This window comes from Nonomuraea sp. NPDC049684, assembly GCF_044465345.1.
Taxonomy (GTDB): Bacteria; Actinomycetota; Actinomycetes; order Streptosporangiales; family Streptosporangiaceae; genus Nonomuraea.
Genome location: NZ_JBITLO010000011.1, coordinates 65,706 through 84,562, shown reverse-complemented (window position 1 = coordinate 84,562; position 18,857 = coordinate 65,706). Strand labels below are relative to the sequence as shown.

The following is an 18,857-nucleotide window of genomic DNA, read 5'->3' as shown; positions in this document are numbered from 1 at the left end:
TGGGGGAGACCTAAGGAGAGGATGGCGTGGAACAGGAAGGGACGTCCCTGATGGAGCCAACGGGCGCCGCGCCGCTCCGTCCGACCGATCTGCGGGAGATCGGGCCCTACCGCCTGCTCGGACGACTCGGCGAAGGCGGCATGGGGACCGTCTTCCTCGCCAGGGCCCCGACGGGGCGGTTCGTCGCACTCAAGGTGGTGAAGGCGGAGTTCGCCAACCAGGAGGGGTTCGCCGCCCGCTTCCACGCCGAGGTGGACAACGCGCGCCGGGTGGCGTCGTTCTGCACGGCGCAGGTGCTCGACAACGGCAACACCGGCGACGGGCGTCCCTACATGGTGACCGAGTACATCGCGGGCACCCCCCTTTCCGATCAGATCGTGACTTTCGGGGCGCTCGACCCGGGGCCGCTGCACGGCGTGGCGCTGGGGGTCGCCGCGGCGCTGGCGGCGATCCACGTGGCGGGGCTGGTGCATCGGGATCTGAAGCCGGCGAACGTCATCCTGTCGCTGTCCGGGCCGCGGGTGATCGACTTCGGGATCGCCAGGGCGCTGGACCGGGAGACCGGGTTCACGCTCTCGGGTGAACTGCTGGGCAGCCCCGGCTGGTGGGCCCCTGAGCAGGTGCGGGGTGAGCTGGTGTCCCCTGCGGCGGACATCTTCGCCTGGGGGTGCCTGGTGGCGTACGCGGGCAACGGGCGGCATCCGTTCGGGCGGGGCGATCCCATCACGATGGCGACCCGCGTGCTGAACACGCCGCCCGAGCTCGGCGCGCTTCCCGCGCCTCTCAACGAGTTGGTACGCCGGGCCACGGCCATGGACCCCGCCCATCGGCCCACGGCCCAGGAGCTCCTGATCGCGCTGGTGGGCGGGAGCTCTCCGGCGATCTCCGACAATCCGCCCACGTTGGTCGCCACGGAGATGCTAACCGACTGGGAGCCGCCGCAGAACGTCGTGGACGAGCCGGACGTCACGGCCACGTTCACGACCCCGCCGCCGAGCGACGCGACGGGCGCACGCAACCCGGGTTTCGGGGGCGCCGCGGGTCCGGGAAGGGGCTCGGGGCTCGGAGGAAGCTCAGGACCGGGAGGGGGCTCGGGGCTCGGAGGAGGCGCGGAACCCGGTGGGGGCTTGGGGCCAGGAGGAGGCTCGGGGCCAGGAGCCGGGGCACGAGGCGGGCCGGGGGCTGGAGCAGCCCCCGGGGCGGGGGCGGGACGGCCCAAGGTGCCGGGGGCGTTCGGGGCGGAGGCCGGGCGCGATGTTCGGAACGCCTCCGGAGGGGCCGCCGATTTAGCGGGCGGGCAGGCGGGGGCACGGCAGGCGTCCCCGGAAGAGCTGGCGCGGCGCGAGGAGCAGGCCGCCCGCGAGGAGCTGGCCCGCTGGGAGGCCGAGGCGCAGGCCCGTCGCCAGGAGCAGGAACGCCAGCTTGAGCAGGCCCGCCAACTGGCCCGCAGGCAGGCCGCCTCGGGCGGCCAACCGGCACGGGCCCGGCCGACCACCGAATCACGGCCCCCCACCGAATCACGGTCCCCCATCGAATCACGGTCCCCCAACGAGTCGCGGCCCTCGAACGAGTACCGGCCAACCCCCGAGTCCCGGCCAACCCCCGAGTCCGGGCGCGCCTCCGACACCCGGCCCGCCACCGAGACACGCCCCGCCACCGACTCCGGCCCCTTCACCGGCCCCCGATCCACCACCGACCGTCGATCCACCACCGACTCCCGGCGGGTCGCCGCGTCCCGGAGCGGCGAGGGCACGGATCCGGGCGTCCTGACGTACGCGCCCGACGAACCGGACACCCTGGGCGGCACCCGTACGAAGGGCACCCGCTGGCTGATCGCCGCCGCGGCCGCCGTCCTGGCGATCGTGGTCACCGTGACCGTCCTGATCGTGAACTCCGGCCGCAACTCCTCCACCGTCGTCACTTCTAACAGCCCCTCCAGGGCCGTGACGAACCCGCGTCCGGGCGACGTGGGCCGCAGGTTCGCGCTGGGCGGGAACTTCGACGACCCGGTCGCGGTCGTGCCGGAGGCGCCGGAGTGCGGGCTGAAGGAGTTCCAGGGGCAAACCACCACGAAGGGGCAGCTCTGCGTGGTCCACTGGACCGTGATCAATCCAGGCGGTGAACGCCGCCGGCTCGTCCGGCCGGTCGTCACCATGGTCGACGACAAGGGCGGCGAGCACGACCCCGCCCCGGTCACCCTGCCCCCGGCCCTCCAGCCGGGCGGCCGGGTGGACGGCGCCTTCGTGTTCGACCTGGCGCCCTATCGCAGGCCCGTGAAGCTGTCCGCGACCATGCTGGAGAACGGCCGACAGATCGAGGTCGCCCTGTGAGCCCCGTCCGAACGCTTCCCGCCGGCGCCCGCAGGATGGCCGTGGCGATGGCCGTGGCGATGGCCGTGGCGATGGCCGTCCTGCTGGCCGCCGGCGGCGTCCTGCCACCGGCGGCCGCCGCCGGGTCGGCGGCGGCCTGCGCGGGAGCCGCCGACTTCGACGGTGACGGCGCGGACGACGTCGCCGTGGGCGACCCGTTCGGCGACGGGCAGAAGGGGTCGGTCCACCTGCTGTCGGGCGCCAAGGTGACCCCGGTCGCCGTGCCGGGGCCGGTCAAGGGGGACGGGCTGGGCTGGTCCGTACGGCTGGCCGACGTCAACGGCGACTCCTGTGCCGACCTGCTGGTCGGCGCCCCCTTCGCGGACGTGGACGGCGAGCAGGACGCGGGCAGCGTCTACGTCGTCTACGGCGGCAAGGCCGCGCCCCCGCAACGCCTGACCGCCCCGCAGCCGCAGCGCTTCGCGCACTTCGGCTGGTCGCTGGCGGCCAGGGACGACCTGATCGTGATCGGCGCGCCCTACGAGGACGACGGCCAGATCGAGGACGCCGGCGCGGTCTACGTGCGTCAGGGCTCGGACGCGCTGCGCCGGATCAGCCAGGAGACCGTGGACGTGCGCGGCAACAGCGAGGTCGGCGACCAGTTCGGCTGGTCGCTGGCGATCGGGCCGCGCAACGGCCTGGTCGTGGGCGTCCCGTACGAGAACGACGACGGCGCGGGACGGCAGGTCCAGGCCGGCAAGATCGACTCGGGGTCGGTGGTCTTCATCGACGACGTGCTGGCTCCCCGGATCGCGAGCCTGAAGCTCGACTCCCCCACCAAGTCCTCCGGCGACCGGTACGGCTACGCGGTCGCCTACGCCGAGGGCAACGGGTATGCGGTCAGCGCGCCAGGCCCCGGCTACGTGCAGCTCCTCGACCTGGGCAGGAAGCAGACCCGGATGGTGAAGCAGGGCGGCAGGCAGGCGTTCGGCTTCTCGATGGCCGCCTCCTCGGACGGCAGGCTGGCCGTCGGCGCGCCCTACGGCGGCGGCGTCCAGGTGTTCTCGTGGAAGAACCCGGCCGATGACCGGAAGCTCGCGACGGCCGAGGGGCTGTTCGGCTGGTCGGTGGCCTTCAGCGGCAACAAGCTCTTCGTGGGCCAGCCGGACGGGCCGCCGTACGGGAAGGTCGCGGTGGCGCCGCGCAACGCCGACGACGTGCAGTCCGTGCAACCCCCCAGGGGCACCGACTTCGGCACCGCCCTGGCCGGCTGAACGGGCCGGGCCCCGGCAGGGCCCGGACAGAGGCCCAGCCGGGGCGGTGTCAGGCGAACAGGCGGTCGCCGCAGTTGGGCCACTGGGTCTGCCACCGGCCGCCGACCCGCTGGTAGAGCAGCTGCGCCCGGTAGGTCTGCTCCTCCTCGGGCCAGGCGCTCGGCAGGCCGACTCCCCCGACCGCCTGCCACGAGGGCAGGCTGAACTGGTACATCCCGTAGTAGGGGCCGTCGGGGTTGTACGCCTGGGGGTCGCCGCGCGCCACGCAGGCGGCCAGCGCCTGCCAGTCGAGCCGGGTCACCTCCCACGGGATCTGTACGGCTCTGGGCGGCATGACCGTGATGACCGTCCCGTCCTCGGGGAAGCTGCCGAGCGGCGGGCGCACCATGGACCCGCGCCGGACGACGACGCGCTCCTGCCTGAGCACCTGCCGGACGGTGCGCGCGGTGGTGCGCGCGGCCAGCCGGGTGGCGCCCGCGACCACGTAGACCCTGCGCTCGGTGTACGCCGTGAGCGACATGCCCGACAGCGGCACCGGGCGGCCGGGCGGCGCGGACAGGCTGCCGGCCGCCGCCTCGACGTCGAGCTCGGCCAGGGCGTCGCGGACGTTGGTGGCGGTGACCAGGTGGGTAGTGGTGTGGCCGTCGAGGGTCAGCGTGATCAGGCGGGCGTGGCGCACCTCGATGGTGGAGCCGTCGGCGATGCCCTCGCTCAGGGCGGGACGCACGACGTCGCCCTGACCCACGGACACGCCCGCCTCGCCGAGCGCGCCGGCCACCCGCGCGGCGAAGCTGCGGATCGCCACCGGCGTGCCGTCGACGACCACGACGACGTCCTTGACCAGGTACGAGGCCGCGACCAGCAGGCCGGCGGCCAGCGTACCCACGACGCACACCACCGGCGTCCACGGAGAACGCCAGGGGATCCGCGGACGCGGCGCACGCCTCCTGCCTCGCACGAACCACCTCCGGAAACGGCCAGGGACCGCCCGAACGCTAGCGGCGGCGGCGCGCCCGCCTCCACCGCTTCACGAAAAGCAGCACGGAAAGATGGTCACCACTCGCCGAAGACCGTGACTCCGTTGGTACTGATCGCCGCGCACAACTCGTCCGGATGGACGCCCTTGACCTCGGCGAGGCAGCGCAGGGTGAGCGGGATGAGGTAGGGGGCGTTGGGCTTGCCCCGGTACGGGACCGGCGGGAGGTAGGGGGCGTCGGTCTCGACGAGCATGAGCTCCATGGGGGCGACGGCGGCGGCCTCGCGCAGGTAGCCGGCGTTCTTGTAGGTGACCGGACCGGAGAAAGACATGAAATATCCAGCTTCCGCGCACTTTTTCACCATTTCGGCGTCGCCTGAGTAGCTGTGGAACACCACCTTGTCCGGCGCGCCCTGCTCGGCCAGCACCTTCAGGACGTCGTCGTGCGCGTCCCGGTCGTGGATGACCAGCGCCTTGCCGGTGCGCTTGGCGATCTCGATGTGCGCGCGGAAGCTCGCGTGCTGGTCGTCCTTGCTCGCCCAGTCGCGGAAGTAGTCGAGGCCGGTCTCCCCCACCGCCCGGACGTCGGCCTGCCCGGCCAGCGTCTCGATCTCGGCCAGCACCTCGGGGGTCGCCTCGTGGGCCTCGTTGGGGTGGATGGCGACCCCGGCGTACACGCCTTCCTGCCCGGCCGCCACCTCGGCGTTCCAGCGCGAGGAGGGCAGGTCGTAGCCGATGGTGACGAGCCTGGTCACGCCGACCTCGCGGGCGTCCCGCAGGATGGACCGTACGGTGGCCGACGCCGCCTGGGCCGCCTGGGCCACCGGGTCTCCCGAGGACGCCTGCCTGTTGCCGACCATGATGTCCAGGTGGCAGTGGCTGTCGAACACCGGTGCGGAAAGCGGCTCGGGCGCGGCGGGAATCTTGCTCACGCATCTAAAGTAGCCTCCATGCGCTTCGGCATTCTCGGCAGCACCCGGGCATGGGACGCGGCCGGCGTCGACGTACCTCTGGGCGGTCCGGCCAGGCGCGCGCTGCTGGCGTTGCTGCTCGTCCGTCCGGGCGAGATCGTCAGCCAGGACCGCCTCGTCGACCTCCTGTACGGCGACCGCTCGCCGAAGAACGCCCAGCACGCCCTGCACTCCCAGGTCTCCCGGCTGCGGGGCGACGGGATCCCGGTCGAGCTGACCCCCGCCGGCTACCGGCTGCCGGCAGCCCCCGACGACATCGACGCCGGCCGTTTCCTGCACCTCGCCGACACCGGCCGCGCCGCCCTCCTCGGCCACCACCCCGCCGAGACCGGCAGGGCGAACGAAGGCCGGGCCGACGCCGCCCTGGCCGGGACGTTGCTGCGGGAGGCGCTGGCCCTCTGGCGCGGGCCCGCGTTCGCCGACCTCGACCCCGTGCACGGCGCGCCGCTGGAGGAGCGCCGCCTGGCCGCGCTGGAGGACCGCATCGAGGCCGACCTGCGCTGTGGCGGCCACCAGGGCGTCATCCCCGAGCTCGGCGAGCTGGTCCAGCGCCACCCCCTGCGCGAGCGGCTGCGCGGCCAGCTCATGCGGGCGCTGCGCGCCGACGGCAGGCCGGCCGAGGCGCTGGTGCTCTACGAGGAGACCCGGCGGCTGCTGGCCGATGAGCTGGGCGCCGACCCCTCCCCCGAGCTCGCCGCCCTCCACCGGTCCCTCCTGCGCGGCGCGCCCAGCACGCCCCCGCCCCCGCCCGCGGCCCCGGCGCGACAGGCCGGGACGGGCACAGCGGCGGCGCCGTTGCCCGGCAAGCTCACCAGCTTCGTCGGCCGCGACGGCGACCTGGCCGAGGTGCGGGCGCTGCTGGCCGCCGCCCGGCTCGTCACGCTGCTCGGCCCCGGCGGCGCGGGCAAGAGCCGGCTGGCGGTCGAGCTCGCCCGGGAGCACCGCGACGCCGTCCTGGTCGAGCTGGCCCCGCTCGGCCCCGGGGCCGACCTCGCGCGGGCGGTCCTCGCCGCGCTGGGCGTGCGCGACGGCGCGCTGCTGGGGGCCGCGGCGCTGGGCGCGTCCGATGAGCCTGATCCCCTGGCCCGCCTCGTCGCGGTGCTCGCCGATCGGCCGGCCCTGCTGGTCCTGGACAACTGCGAGCACGTCGTCGGCGAGGCCGCGGCCCTGGCCGAGCGGCTGCTGTCGGCGTGCCCGGCGGTGCGGGTGCTGGCCACGAGCCGCGAGCCGCTCGCGATCACCCCCGAACACCTGTGGCCGGTACGCCCCCTCACCCCCTCCGACGCCCGCACGCTCTTCACCGACCGGGCCAAGGCCGTACGTCCTGGTTTCACCCCTGGTGAGCCGGTCGAACGCATCTGCGCCGCGCTCGACGGCCTCCCGCTGGCCATCGAGCTGGCGGCCGCCCGCATGCGTACGCACGAGGCCGGCGAGCTGGCCGAGCGCCTGGCCGGTCAGGGCCGGTTCAGCCTGCGCGGCAGCCGTACGGCCGAGGCCCGGCACCAGACGTTGCGCGCGGTCGTCGCCTGGAGCTGGGAACTGCTCACCGAGCCGGAACAGGCCATGGCCATGCGCCTGACCGTCTTCTCCGGCGGGGCCACCGCGGCCGCCGCGGCGGCCGTCTGCGGCCTGCCCGAGCACCTGCTCGACTCGCTGGCCGACAAGTCGCTCCTGGAGGTGGCGGGCGGCCGCTACCGCATGCTGGAGACGATCCGGGCGTTCTGCGCCGACCGGCTCGGCGAGGAGGCCGCGACCTTCCGGCGGGCGCACGCCGCGTACTTCCTGGCCCTGGCCGAGGAGGGCGACCCCCGGCTGCGGGGCGCGGAGCAGTTGCCGTGGCTGGCCCGGTTCGCGGCCGACCACGACAACCTCCAGGCGGCGCTGCGCTGGGCGGTGGAGCAGGGCGAGGTGGCGCTAGGCATGCGGCTGCTGGCCGCGCAGACGTTCTCGCTGTGGATGCGCGGCATGCGCACGGTCCCCGCCAAGGCGGCGGCGGCCCTGCTGGAGGCGGCCGGTCCACGGCCCGATCCCGCGCTGGGGGACGCGTACCTGCTGACCCTGCTCACCGCGGCGAGCGGGCGGCGCGAGCTGTGGGAGCGCCACAAGGACGGCGCCGAGACGATGATCGCGGCGGACGGCCTGCGCAACCCGGTCCTCACCTGCCTGTGGCCGATGGTCACCTCGGCGTCGGTCGACCCCGCCGTCACGATCGCGCTGATCCGGCGCGGCGAGCGCGGCCCCGACGCGTGGGAGCAGGCCGCCACCCGGCTGATCTGGGCCTACCCGCGGATGGCGGCGGGCGAGTTCGCCGCCGCCGAGGCGGACCTGACGGCGGCCCTCCAGGGTTTCCGCGGCCTCGGCGAGCGCTGGGGCTCGGCGATGACGCTCGACGCCCTGGCCTGGCTGGCCAGTACGTGCGGCGACGAGGCCACCGCGCTGGCCCGCACCGAGGAGGCCATCACGCTGGCCGAGCAGCTCGGCGCGGAGGAGGACCTGGCCGACCACTACTGCAACCGGGGCGATTACCGCATCCGGCTCGATCTGGCCGGCGCGCGGGCCGACTACGAGCGCGCGGCGGAGCTGGCCGGGCGTACCGGCGGCGCGATCCTGCCGGCGGCCCTGCGCGGCCTGGGCGACGTGGCGGTCCGCGAGGGCGACCTGGCGCGGGCCCGCGAGCTCTACGAGGAGGCGTTGCGCCGGTCCGACCCGGTCTGGGTGAAGACGTCCGGGAACATGGCCAGGCTGCTCGTCGGGCTCGGACGGCTGGCCGCGGCCGAGGGCGACCCGGCCGGGGCGCGGGCCTCCTACCTGCGGGCGATCGAGAGCACGGTCACGTCGGGCGCGCTGTCGGAGAGCGTCAGGGCGATCGAGGCGCTGGCGGTGCTGGCCTTCGACGACGATCCGGCCGCGGCGGCCACGCTGCTCGGCGCCGCCGTCGCGATCCGCGGCATCGACGTGCCCGAGGACGAGCACGTCGCCGGGCTGCCGGGGCGGCTGCGCGAGGCGCTGGGCGAGCAGGCGTACGCGGCGGCGCGCCGGGCGGGCGCGCGGCTCTCCCACCGGGAGGCGCTGATGCTGGCGGGCGTCCCGGCGGAGGTCATCGACGCCTCCCCCCTGCACTTCCTCGACGACTTCCCGCTCCAAGCCCCGGCCTGAGACGCGGAAGGCCGCGAGCAGGGGCGCAGAAGGCGGTGAGCGGGAGCGTAGAAGGCCGCGAGCAGGAGCGCGGAAGGCGGTGAGCGGGGGCATCGCCGGCGGTGAGTGCGGGGTGAGGGCGCGGTGAGCCGGGCCCGGCAGGCTCTGGGGCATGGACATCCTGATCTCCGGCGCGAGCGTCGCCGGCCCCGCCCTGGCCCTCCACCTCATCCGCTCCGGCCACCGCGTCACCGTCGTCGAGCGCGCCCCCGCGCTGCGTGAGGGCGGCTACTCCGTCGACTTCCGCGGCGAGGCGCACATGACCGCGCTGCGCGCGCTCGGCGTCCTCGCCGACGTCGAACGCCTCCAGACCCACATGGGCGACATGTCGTACGTCAACGAGTCCGGCAGGAAGCTCGCCTCCGTGCCCGGCGACCTGTTCTCCGGCGACGTCGAGATCCTCCGCGGCGACCTGGCCCGCATCCTCTACGACGCCACCAAGGACCGCGCCGAGTACGTCTTCGGCGACTCCATCACCTCCCTCGCCCAGGACGCGGACGGGGTGACGGTGACGTTCGAGCGGGGCGCGACGCGCAGGTTCCACCTCGTGGTGGGCGCGGACGGCCTGCACTCCAACGTGCGCTCGCTGGCCTTCGACGCGCCGGAGGCCGCCGTCACCAGCCACCTCGGGCTCTACTGCGCGGTGTTCACCCTCGACAACTACCTGAACCTCGACCACACGGGCCTGCTCTACAGCACGCCGGGCAAGACGGTCGGCCTCTACAGCGCCAGGAACAACACCGAGGCCAAGGCCATGTTCTACTTCGGCTCACCGCCGCTGGAGCACGACCGCCGGGACGTCGCCCGCCAGAAGGAGCTGCTGGCCGAGGCGTACCGGGGGGTCGGCTGGGAGACGCCGAAGCTGCTGCGCAGGATGTGGGACGCGGACGACTTCTACTTCGACTCGACCAGCCAGGTGCACCTGGACGCGTGGTCGCGCGGCCGGGTGGTGCTGATCGGCGACGCCGCCTGCTGCCCGTCGCCGCTGTCGGGCATGGGCACGGGCCTCGCGCTGATCGGCGCGTACGTGCTGGCGGGCGAACTGGCCGCGGCCGGCGGCGACCACCGGACCGCGTTCGCCCGCTACGAGCAGGAGGTGCGCGCCTACGCCACCGGCTGCCAGAAGTCGGCCGTGGGCGTCAGCAAGTTCATGGTGCCGGAGAGCCGGCTGATGGCCTGGTTCATGAACCAGAACTACAAGATCATGCCGTATCTGCCGTGGAAGGGCATGATGGCGAAGTCCGTCAGGAAGACGGCCTCCGCCATCACGCTCAAGGACTACGGCCTCAGTCGGCCAGCCGGCCAAGCTCCTCTTCGACGACCTTCTGGTCGAGCTTCTTGAACAGCGGCACGGGCGGCGCGAGCGGGGTGCCCGGCTTGATCGGCCGGTGCTCCCAGCGCGCGGCGCCGTCGTACTCGCCGGTGATGACGGGGTAGGGGGCGCCGCCGTCCTCGTCGACCTCGCGGATCTCCGGCATGCCCGACCAGACGCCCTGGCCGCCGAGCATCGAGAAGACCTTGTTGGACGAGCCCGGCAGGAACGGCGTGAGCATCGTCTTGGCGTCGTCGACGACCTGGAGGGCGACGTGGAGGATCGACTTCTGCCGCTCGGTGTCGTCCTTGAGCTTCCAGGGCTCCTGCTCGGCCAGGTACTTGTTGGCCTCGCGGACGACGTCGAACGCCTCGGTGATCGCGTTCTTGAACCGCGACCTGCCCAGCTCGGCGCCCACCGGGGCGAACGCGTTGCGCGAGCGCTCCAGCATGGCCCGGTCGGCGTCGGTCAGGTCGCCGGCCTCGGGCACGACGCCGAAGTTCTTGGAGGCCATCGAGATCGACCGGTTGACCAGGTTGCCCCAGGCGGCGACGAGCTCGCCGTTGTTGCGGTTGACGAACTCCTGCCAGGTGAAGTCGGTGTCCTGGTTCTCGGGGCCGGCCACGGCGATGTAGTAGCGCAGGGCGTCGGCGTCGTAACGCGCCAGGAAGTCGCGTACGTAAATTACTACTTGCCTGGAGGAGGAGAACTTCTTGCCCTCCATCGTCAGGAACTCGCTGGAGACCACCTCGGACGGCACGTCGAGCGCGCCGAGCGCGCCGGGCGAGCCGCCGCGCGCGCCGATGCCGCTGTAGCCGAACAGCATCGCCGGCCAGATCTCGGCGTGGAAGACGATGTTGTCCTTGCCCATGAAGTAGTAGCCGCGGGCGTCGGGGTTCTGCCACCACTGGCGCCAGGCGTCGGGGTCGCCGGAGCGCCTGGCCCACTCGATGGAGGCCGACAGGTAGCCGATGACCGCGTCGAACCACACGTAGAGGCGCTTGTTGGGCTGGTCGCGCCACCCCTCCAGCGGGATCGGCACCCCCCAGTCGAGGTCGCGGCTGATCGCGCGGGGCTGGAGGTCGCCGAGCAGGTTGAGGGCGAACTTCAGCACGTTGGGCCGCCACTCGCCCTGCTTGGACTGCAGGTAGGAGCCCAGGACCTCGGCGAAGGCGGGCAGGTCGAGCATGAAGTGCTCGGTCTCGACGAAGACGGGGGTCTCGCCGTTGATGCGGCTCTTGGGGTTGATGAGCTGGATCGGGTCGAGCTGGTTGCCGCAGTTGTCGCACTGGTCGCCGCGCGCGCCGTCGTAGCTGCAGATGGGGCAGGTGCCCTCGATGTAGCGGTCGGGCAGGGTACGGCCGGTCGAGGGCGAGATCGCGCCCATCGTGGTCTTGGGGAAGATGTAGCCGTTGTCGTAGAGGCCCTTGAAGATCTGCTGCGTGACGGCGTAGTGGTTCTTCGTCGTGGTCCGGGTGAACAGGTCGTAGGAGAGCCCGAGGCCGGTCAGGTCTTCGGCGATCACCCTGTTGTACCGGTCGGCCAGCTCGCGGGCGCTGACGCCCTCCTTGTCGGCCTGCACCTGGATCGGAGTGCCGTGCTCGTCGGTGCCGGACACCATCAGCACCTTGTTGCCCGCCATCCGCTGGTAGCGGCTGAAGACGTCGGACGGCACGCCGAAACCCGAGACGTGCCCGATGTGGCGGGGGCCGTTAGCGTACGGCCACGCGACGGCGGTCAAGATGTGCTGGGACATGTGCTTAGCCTACGGGGCGCGGCCCTGCTCCTCGTCCAAACCCCCAACCCCCACGCGGAAAGACGGAAGCCGGCGCCGGCACGTGGCCGGCGCCGGCTCCCACCGGGACGCGGAGGACCCTAGCGCTTGGACTTCTCCAGGGAGACCGCCTCGGCGGCCTCCTCGGCCGCCTTGGCGGCCACGTCGATCGAGCTCTCCTTGGTACGGCGGATGCCGAGGATGCTGATGAACAGCGAGGCGAAGATCGTCTGGAAGCTCATGACGAGCGCCGTGGCGGCCGGGACGACCATGCGCAGCGACTCGCGCGGGTCGAGCGCGCCGAAGCTGCGCACCTGCCAGTGGACCAGCGACATCACCAGGCCGACGAGACCGGCCAGCGCCAGCAGGCCGCCGACCACGAGGCCCTTCTCCAGGGTCACGATGTCGATGATCTTCCGGATCCGCCGCGACTCGGGCAGGAAGCCCTCCTCGGCCGCGTAGACCTTCGTGAACACCGCGAACAGCGCCGCCTGGAAGCCGATCACGACCAGCGCCGACGACCCGACCAGGGTGTCGACGTCGAAGGCCAGCTCGCCGATCTCCACCGGCCCGAACGTCAGCGCCGTGCCCGCGACCAGGCCGAGGGCCATGAGGAACACGCCGGGGTAGAAGAACAGCCACTTGGGGCTGTAGAGCAGCAGGAAGCGCAGGTGGCGCCAGCCGTCGCGCCAGGAGCGCAGGTGGGGCGGGCGCGAACGGCCGTCGGGCGAGAGCGTGGTGGGCACCTCGCGCACGTCGAGGCCGGACAGCGTGGAGCGGACGACCATCTCGGAGGCGAACTCCATGCCGCCGGTCTGGAGGTGCAGGCGCAGGATCGAGTCGCGCCGGAAGCCACGCAGGCCGCAGTGGAAGTCGCCGATGGCCGACGGGAAGAACAGCCGGCCGATGAACGACAGCACCGGGTTGCCCAGGTAGCGGTGGAGCGGGGGCATGGCCCCGGGGGCGATGCCGCCCTTGAAGCGGTTGCCCATCACGAGGTCGGCGCCGTCGCGGAGCTGCTCGACGAACGGGAGCAACGAGGTGAAGTCGTAGGAGTCGTCGGCGTCGCCCATGATCACGTACTTGCCGCGGGCGGCGCGGATGCCGCCCATGAGGGCGTTGCCGTAGCCCTTCTCGTCGACGTGGACGACACGGGCGCCGGCATCACGAGCGAGCTGCTGCGAGCCGTCCGTGCTGCCGTTGTCGGCGATCAGGACTTCCCCTTCGATTCCGTGCTCCTCCATGCACGCCAATGCCTTGCGCACACAGACTTCCACGGTCTCCGCCTCGTTGAGGCAGGGCATGACCACCGTCAGTTCCACGTCTCAACCCTTCAGTAATAAGGCTCTTCCAGTGAACCATCATGCCCTGTGCCCGGCGTGCTCGGGTCAAGACCTAAAAACGACTGGCATTCTTTACAGCATGGTGAGCGTCGCGGAGATTACCCCTGTGGACCACTCCGCTCCTGGCCGGGCAGCTCGCGTGCTGTCCCTCGTGCGCCGTCATCGCGTGTTCGCCGTGGCCTTCGGCGTCGGCGCCGTGCTGCGGCTGATCACCATGCTCGGTTACGGCCCGGCGATGTGGTTCAACGACTCCTACGAGTACGTCAACGTGGCGCTGCACCCCAGGCCCCACCCGATCAGGCCCGACGGCTACAGCTTCTGGCTGATGCTGCTCAAGCCGTTCCACAGCTTCACGCTGGCCATCTTCACGCAGCACCTGATGGGCCTGGCCGCGGCCGCGCTCATCTACGCCCTGCTGCGCTGCAAGTTCGCGCTGCCCAAGTGGGGGGCGACGCTGGCGGCGGCGCCGGTGCTGTTCGACGCCTACCAGATCCAGCTCGAGCAGATGGTCATGTCCGACACCCTGTTCACGCTGCTGGTCGTGGGCGTGGTGACGCTGGTGCTGTGGAAGCGGCGGCTGTCGTGGCGGGCCGGGATCGTGGTCGGGCTGCTGCTCGCGCTGACCTGGCTGACCCGGTCGATCGGCATGCCGATCCTCGGGCTCGTGGTGCTCTACCTGATCGTCCAGCGCACGGGGTGGCGGCCGATCGTGGCGGTCATCGCGGCGTGCGCGGTTCCCGTACTTAGCTATATGGGGTGGTTTTCTACAAATTACGGCAAATTCGCCATGACCAACAGCGACGGGCTCATCCTCTACATGCGTACCGCGATCTTCGCCGACTGCAACGAGATGAAGATCGACAAGTACAAAGAGGTCCAGCTCCTCCTGTTGTGCATCAACGACCCGGTCAACCAGCGCAAAGACTACGCACAGTGGTATCTGTGGGGTCAGGGCAACGGCGACGGCACGGGCACCGGCGAGGTCCTCCACCGGTGGGGCATCAACAAGAAGTTCAGCGGCATCACCAACGACGCGGCCAGCGCGTTCGCGACGCGGGCGATCCTGTCCCAGCCGGGCGACTACCTGAAGGTGGTCGCGCGCGACTTCTTCCGCTCCTTCCACTGGGGACGGCCGCGCTTCCCGGACGAGTCGACGTACAACATGTACCAGTTCAAGCCCTATTACGAGGTGGACGACACCGGGCGGCCCAAGCGCCTGCCGAAGTGGTCCTCCTACGGGGGCGGCCACACCGACACCGACGCGTTCAGCTACGAGCAGGGCCCGCCCGAGACCAGGATCGTCCACCCGTGGGCGGATATCATGAGCGGCTACCAGAAGATCTTCTACCTGCGCGGCATCATGCTCGGCGGCATCATGCTGATCGGCCTGTACGGCATCGTCGTCCGCTGGCGCAGGTTCGGCGGCCCGGTGGCGCTGCCCTGGCTGGGGGCGTTCGGGCTGTTGCTGGCCCCGGCGGCGACGGCCGAGTTCGACTACCGCTACGTGCTGCCTGCCGTCCCGCTGGCCTGCATCGCGGCGGCCATCACGCTGCGCAAGGGCGTCACTTGGGGGCGGCGGTCACCCAAGAGCGCATCAGCATCCGAGCCCACCACTGTGCCTGCGTGAGCGTCTCGCCCGTGAGCACCGGCTGCAGCCACCAGAAGTTGATCAGCACGATCATCGCGAACGCGCCCGCGAACGCCGCCCCGACGGCCCTGCGCGTGGGCGGCGCGTCGGCCCGGCCGAGCACGAGCCCGGCCATCAGCACCACCGCCAGCACCATGAACGGCACCACCGGCAGCATGTAGAACAGGTACATCGTGCGGTCGTCGGCCAGGGCGTAGTAGAACCAGGGCAACCACCCCATCCCGTACGCCAGCAGCACCGCCCCGGCCCGCCAGTCGCGCCTCCTGACGTACAGGACGGCCGTGCCCGCCAGCGCGATCAGCGCGCCGAACCACAGGGCGGGCGTGCCGACCCCGTGGATCGCCTGCGCGCACGCGGAGGCCCCGCACGCCGACGGCGGCACGTCGGCGGGGTAGTAGAACGACACCGGGCGGACGAGCAGCGGCCACGTCCAGGGGTCGGACATGTACTGGTGATACTCGTGCACCCCGCTGTGGAAGGTGAAGACCTGCCACTGGTACTGGACCCATGAGCGCATGGAGTCGAACAGGAAGAAGAAGGGGCCGGAGGAGGTGGCCTGGTCCCAGTTGCGGCCGTAGCCGTTCGCGGAGGCGAACCAGCCGGTCCAGGTGGCCATGTAGGCCACGAAGGGGATGACGGTGAAGGACAGCAGGGCGTGGGGGAGGTCTTTGTTCCAGGCTCCGGCGTAGGGGCGTTTGAGTCCGATGGCTCGGCGGGCGCCGAAGTCCCACATGAGGGACATGATGGCGAAGGCGACGGCGAAGGCGAGTCCGGACCATTTGACGGACATGGCGAAGGCGAGGCAGACGCCGGCGGCCAGCCGCCAGGGGCGGGCACCGAGCCAGGGGCCGTGGGGTGTGACGGGCGAGTTCTCGTACCAGGCGACGAGCCGTTCGCGGGCGCGGTCGCGGTCGACCACCAGGCAGGCGAACGCGGCCAGCACCCAGAACATGAGGAACACGTCCAGCAGCGCGGTCCGCGACAGCACGTAGTGCAGGCCGTCGAGCGCCAGCAGCAGACCGGCGAAGCAGCCCAGCAGCGTCGAACGGGTCATCCGGCGCGCCACCCGCGCCAGGACCAGGATCGACAGCGTGCCGACCAGCGCCGCGGCGAACCGCCAGCCAAACGGGTTCATCCCGAACAGCCACTCACCCGCGCCGATCATCCACTTGCCCAGCGGCGGATGCGCGACGAACGAGGCGCAGTCGGACGACCGGGGGCACTGGCGGAAGATGTCCAGGTTCCCGGCGATGAGCCGCCGGTCGGCGACCGGGTTCTTGGCGTCGCCCAGCATCGCGCGCTCGACGCCGTGCCTGAGCAGGGACCAGGCGTCTTTGGCGTAGTAGGTCTCGTCGAAGACGACGGCCTTCGGCTCACCGAGGCGGAGGAAACGCAGCAGCCCGCCGAAGAGGGCGACCAGCAGCGGCCCCGCCCAGCCTAAGAGGGGCCGCCCCTGGAACGGCGGGACCAGCCGTCGTGCCGTCTCCCCCATGTCGATCACCCTATGCGTTTGTGCACCAGGTCATAAAGCTCGCGTCTCGGCACGCCCGCGCCCTTGGCCACGTCGGCGATGGCGATCTTCCGCTGCTCGCCCTCGGCCACCCGGCGGTCGACCTCGGCGACCAGCTCGTCCATGTCGGGCTCGCCCGCCCCCGGCACGCGGCCCGCGACGACCACGGTGATCTCGCCCTTGACGCCGCCCGCGGCCCACTCGGCCAGCTCGCCGAGACCGCCGCGGCGCACCTCCTCGTACGTCTTGGTCAGCTCGCGGCAGACGGCGGCGGGCCGGTCGGGCCCGAACGCCTCGGCCATCGCGCCCAGCGACTCGGCCAGCCGGTGGGGGGCCTCGAAGAAGACCATCGTCCGCTCCTCGGCCGCCAGCGCGGACAGCCGCCGCGCCCGGTCGCCGGTCTTGCGCGGCGGGAAGCCCTCGAAGCAGAACCTGTCGCTGGCCAGCCCCGACACGGCGAGGGCCGTGGTGACGGCGCTCGGCCCCGGCAGCGCGGTCACCGTGATGCCCGCCTCGACCGCCAGGTGGGTCAGGCGGTAGCCGGGGTCGGACACCCCGGGCATCCCGGCGTCGGTGATGACCACGACCGTGCGGCCCTGTCTCAGCGCCTCGACGAGCTCCTGGGCGCGGCCCGCCTCGTTCTGGTCGTAGTAGGACACCACCCGGCCACTGATCTCCACGCCCAGCTCGGTGGCGAGCCTGCGCAGCCGTCTGGTGTCCTCGGCGGCCACCACGTCGGCGTCGGCGAGCACCTCCCTCAGCCGCGGCGAGACGTCACCCGCCTGACCGATGGGGGCTCCGGCCAGCACCAACCTGCCTTCTCCAGTCACCCGACCATTGTGGCAGGGCATACCAATTAGACCGTGATTCTTGCAGTACCTAACGGCTTGGGGCCCGTACGATGTCCGAATGGCGGTGACCGATTCCCCGTACCAGGCCTACGACAACCCGGAGGTCGGCGAGAGCCAATCGCAGACGCGGTCCCTGCGTGACCGGGTGATCCCCCCCATGCGTGGCAGCGTCCTGTGGGGGTGGGTCGGCCCGCTGCTGGTCACGCTCTTCGGCGGCATCCTGCGCTTCGTCAACCTGGGCCACCCGCGGGCCGTGGTGTTCGACGAGACCTACTACATGAAGGACGCCTTCTCCCTGATCAACTGGGGCGTCGAGCGCGTCACGATCAAAGACGCGGACAAGGCGATCCTGGCCGGGAAGACCGACATCTGGCAGTCGTGCACGCAGGAGACGCTCGACAAGTGCGCCTCGTACGTGGTGCACCCCCCGCTCGGCAAATGGATGATCGGCGCGGGTGAGTGGCTGTTCGGGCTCAACCCGTTCGGGTGGCGGTTCGCCGCGGCGCTGGTCGGCACGCTGTCGATCCTGGTCCTGGCCCGGGTGGCGCGCCGGATGACCCGCTCCACGCTGCTGGGCTGCTTCGCCGGTCTGCTGCTCGCCCTCGACGGCCTGCACTACGTGCTGTCGCGCACCGCGCTGCTGGACGTGTTCCTCATGTTCTGGGTGCTGGCCGCGTTCGCCTGCCTGGTGGTCGACCGCGACCGGGCCCGCGAACGGCTCGTCGCCTGGTACGAGAACTCGCCCGTCACACCCCACGGCCCCTGGCTCGGGGCCCGCCCCTGGCGGCTGGCCGCCGGCGTCTGCCTCGCCTTCGCCATGTCCGTCAAATGGTCCGGACTCGCCTTCGCCGTCGCCTTCGCCATCATGTCCCTCATGTGGGACTTCGGCGCCCGCCGAGCCATCGGACTCAAACGCCCCTACGCCGGAGCCTGGAACAAAGACCTCCCCCACGCCCTGCTGTCCTTCACCGTCATCCCCTTCGTGGCCTACATGGCCACCTGGACCGGCTGGTTCGCCTCCGCGAACGGCTACGGCCGCAACTGGGACCAGGCCACCTCCTCCGGCCCCTTCTTCTTCCTGTTCGACTCCATGCGCTCATGGGTCCAGTACCAGTGGCAGGTCTTCTCCTTCCACAACGGGCTGGAGACGTCCCATCCGTACATGTCGGAGCCCTGGCAGTGGCCGCTGCTGCTGCGTCCCGTGGCCTTCTTCTACGAGGGCAAGCAGAACGTCTGCGGGGCCAAGGACTGCTCGGAGGCGGTGCTCGGCGTGGGCACGCCGGTGATCTGGTTCGGCGCGCTGGCCGCGCTGGTGGCCCTGATCGCCTGGTACGTCTCCTCGCGCGACTGGCGGGCGGGGGCCGTGCTGCTGGCGTACGCGATGGGGTGGCTGCCCTGGTTCTACTTCGCCATCTCCGAGAACCGCACGATGTTCCTGTTCTACGCGATCCCCATGGTGCCGTTCATGATCCTGGCGCTGACGTTGTGCGCCGGGTTGCTCATCGGGCCCGCCACGCCGACGGAGAGCGGGGCCATGCCGATGCGCCGCACGCTGGGGGCCGCGGTGGTCGGCGCGTACGCGCTGCTGGCACTGATCAACTTCTGGTGGTTGCACCCGATCCTGTCCGCCGAGGTGATCCCGTACACCGAGTGGAAGGCCCGGATGCTGTTCGACAAACGATGGATCTGACCCG

12 protein-coding genes are annotated in these 18,857 nt (G+C 71.7%); 6 read left to right on the top strand and 6 right to left on the bottom strand.

Annotated elements, in window-relative coordinates; genetic code table 11:
• Nucleotides 1-26 precede the first annotated feature (26 nt).
• Both ACIBST_RS30760 and ACIBST_RS30755 read left to right on the top strand, forming a co-directional pair.
• Nucleotides 27-2,330 carry a protein kinase gene (locus ACIBST_RS30760; protein WP_397176733.1) on the top strand — a complete coding sequence of 768 codons (2,304 nt, stop codon included), beginning with the start codon at nt 27-29 and terminating at the stop codon, nt 2,328-2,330.
• Entirely contained in the window at nt 2,327-3,583 is a 1,257-nt protein-coding gene (locus ACIBST_RS30755; RefSeq protein ID WP_397176732.1) for an FG-GAP-like repeat-containing protein, read from the top strand. The genes ACIBST_RS30760 and ACIBST_RS30755 overlap by 4 nt, the downstream gene beginning before the upstream one ends.
• Nucleotides 3,584-3,632: 49 nt before the next feature.
• On the opposite strand, the gene ACIBST_RS30750 is transcribed toward ACIBST_RS30755, so the two are convergent.
• Both ACIBST_RS30750 and ACIBST_RS30745 read right to left on the bottom strand, forming a co-directional pair.
• The gene (locus ACIBST_RS30750; protein WP_397176730.1) at nt 3,633-4,469 is read right to left on the bottom strand and encodes a ubiquitin-like domain-containing protein; all 837 of its coding nucleotides are present in this window, start codon (nt 4,467-4,469) and stop codon (nt 3,633-3,635) included.
• 167 nt (nt 4,470-4,636) lie between these two features.
• A complete protein-coding gene (locus tag ACIBST_RS30745) occupies nt 4,637-5,491 on the bottom strand; it encodes a TatD family hydrolase (RefSeq protein WP_397176728.1) in 855 nt (284 codons plus the stop codon).
• Between the two features lie 414 nt (nt 5,492-5,905).
• Between ACIBST_RS30745 and ACIBST_RS30740 the strand changes: the two genes are divergently transcribed.
• On the top strand, nt 5,906-8,686 hold the full coding sequence (locus ACIBST_RS30740; protein ID WP_397177141.1) for an ATP-binding protein: 2,781 nt from the start codon (nt 5,906-5,908) through the stop codon (nt 8,684-8,686).
• A 151-nt stretch (nt 8,687-8,837) separates the two neighbouring features.
• Nucleotides 8,838-10,067 (top strand): FAD-dependent monooxygenase, encoded by a 1,230-nt coding sequence (locus tag ACIBST_RS30735; protein WP_397176726.1) that lies wholly within the window; start codon nt 8,838-8,840, stop codon nt 10,065-10,067.
• Here the strand turns inward: ACIBST_RS30735 and metG are convergent.
• On the bottom strand, nt 10,012-11,793 hold the full coding sequence (metG, locus tag ACIBST_RS30730) for a methionine--tRNA ligase (RefSeq protein WP_397176724.1): 1,782 nt from the start codon (nt 11,791-11,793) through the stop codon (nt 10,012-10,014). The genes ACIBST_RS30735 and metG overlap by 56 nt on opposite strands.
• Before the next feature lie 119 nt (nt 11,794-11,912).
• Complete coding sequence (locus tag ACIBST_RS30725; RefSeq protein ID WP_397176722.1) at nt 11,913-13,133, bottom strand: glycosyltransferase; 1,221 nt, start codon at nt 13,131-13,133, stop codon at nt 11,913-11,915.
• Nucleotides 13,134-13,293: 160 nt separating this feature from the next.
• On the opposite strand from ACIBST_RS30725, the gene ACIBST_RS30720 reads away from it, so the two are divergent.
• Nucleotides 13,294-14,781 (top strand): hypothetical protein, encoded by a 1,488-nt coding sequence (locus ACIBST_RS30720; RefSeq protein ID WP_397176720.1) that lies wholly within the window; start codon nt 13,294-13,296, stop codon nt 14,779-14,781.
• On the opposite strand, the gene ACIBST_RS30715 is transcribed toward ACIBST_RS30720, so the two are convergent.
• The gene (locus ACIBST_RS30715) at nt 14,717-16,294 is read right to left on the bottom strand and encodes a dolichyl-phosphate-mannose--protein mannosyltransferase (protein ID WP_397176719.1); all 1,578 of its coding nucleotides are present in this window, start codon (nt 16,292-16,294) and stop codon (nt 14,717-14,719) included. The genes ACIBST_RS30720 and ACIBST_RS30715 overlap by 65 nt on opposite strands.
• A gap of 5 nt (nt 16,295-16,299) precedes the next feature.
• Complete coding sequence (gene rsmI / locus ACIBST_RS30710) at nt 16,300-17,142, bottom strand: 16S rRNA (cytidine(1402)-2'-O)-methyltransferase (protein WP_387676853.1); 843 nt, start codon at nt 17,140-17,142, stop codon at nt 16,300-16,302.
• Between the two features lie 79 nt (nt 17,143-17,221).
• Between rsmI and ACIBST_RS30705 the strand changes: the two genes are divergently transcribed.
• Entirely contained in the window at nt 17,222-18,853 is a 1,632-nt protein-coding gene (locus tag ACIBST_RS30705; protein WP_397176717.1) for a dolichyl-phosphate-mannose--protein mannosyltransferase, read from the top strand.
• The last annotated feature ends 4 nt before the right edge of the window (nt 18,854-18,857 follow it).